At 68.0% G+C, this 518-nt stretch carries 2 protein-coding genes; one reads left to right on the top strand and one right to left on the bottom strand.

What is annotated here, in order from left to right; translation table 11 throughout:
- On the bottom strand, positions 1–289 hold a 289-nt coding region (locus DAI20_RS20330; protein ID WP_240606158.1), incomplete at its 3' end, for a PmbA/TldA family metallopeptidase.
- A 74-nt stretch (positions 290–363) separates the two neighbouring features.
- Here DAI20_RS20330 and DAI20_RS20325 point away from each other — a divergent pair.
- The coding region (locus DAI20_RS20325) for a dual-action ribosomal maturation protein DarP (RefSeq protein ID WP_159085178.1) at positions 364–518 on the top strand (155 nt) is incomplete at its 3' end.

The raw sequence follows: 518 nt of genomic DNA, 5'->3' as shown, positions 1-518 counted from the left end.
GCTCGACCGTAGCGGCCAGGCTGGCCTCGTTCAGGTCACCGGTGCTGGCACTGCCCTTGCGCTGGCCGAAATAGACGGTCACGGCGATGCCGCGGTCACGCGTGGACTGCACGGTCTCGACCTCACCGAGGCGGACATTGACCTCCAGGCCGCGGTCCTCGCTGCAGCTGACCTCGGCCTGGCTGGCGCCCAGCGCGAGGGCGCGGTCGAGCAGCTGCTGGGAAAGGTCGGCCAGCCGTTCCAGCCGGGCCGGGCTGTCGTCGCCGACAGCCACTTCAGGGGCGATCACGTTCAATGCTTTATCCTGTACGGGTTGGGCCCGGCATCACGCCGGGCGACTTTTTTTGAGATCAGGTAGGGACGATGCGCGGACGCGACGAAGAAACCGGTGAATTCCACGACAAGAGCCGCAGCCAGAACCGGCGCGACGCGCTCGACGTCCTGGCCCTGGGCGAGAAGCTGGTGTCGTTGACCCCGGCCCAGCTGGCACGCCTGCCGATCCCGGAAGACCTGCTGCC

Source organism: Planctomonas deserti (assembly GCF_003067705.1).
GTDB classification, from domain to species: domain Bacteria; phylum Actinomycetota; class Actinomycetes; order Actinomycetales; family Microbacteriaceae; genus Planctomonas; species Planctomonas deserti.
Note: the sequence above shows the minus strand (reverse complement) of the source record. Positions and strands in the feature narration are given on the sequence as shown.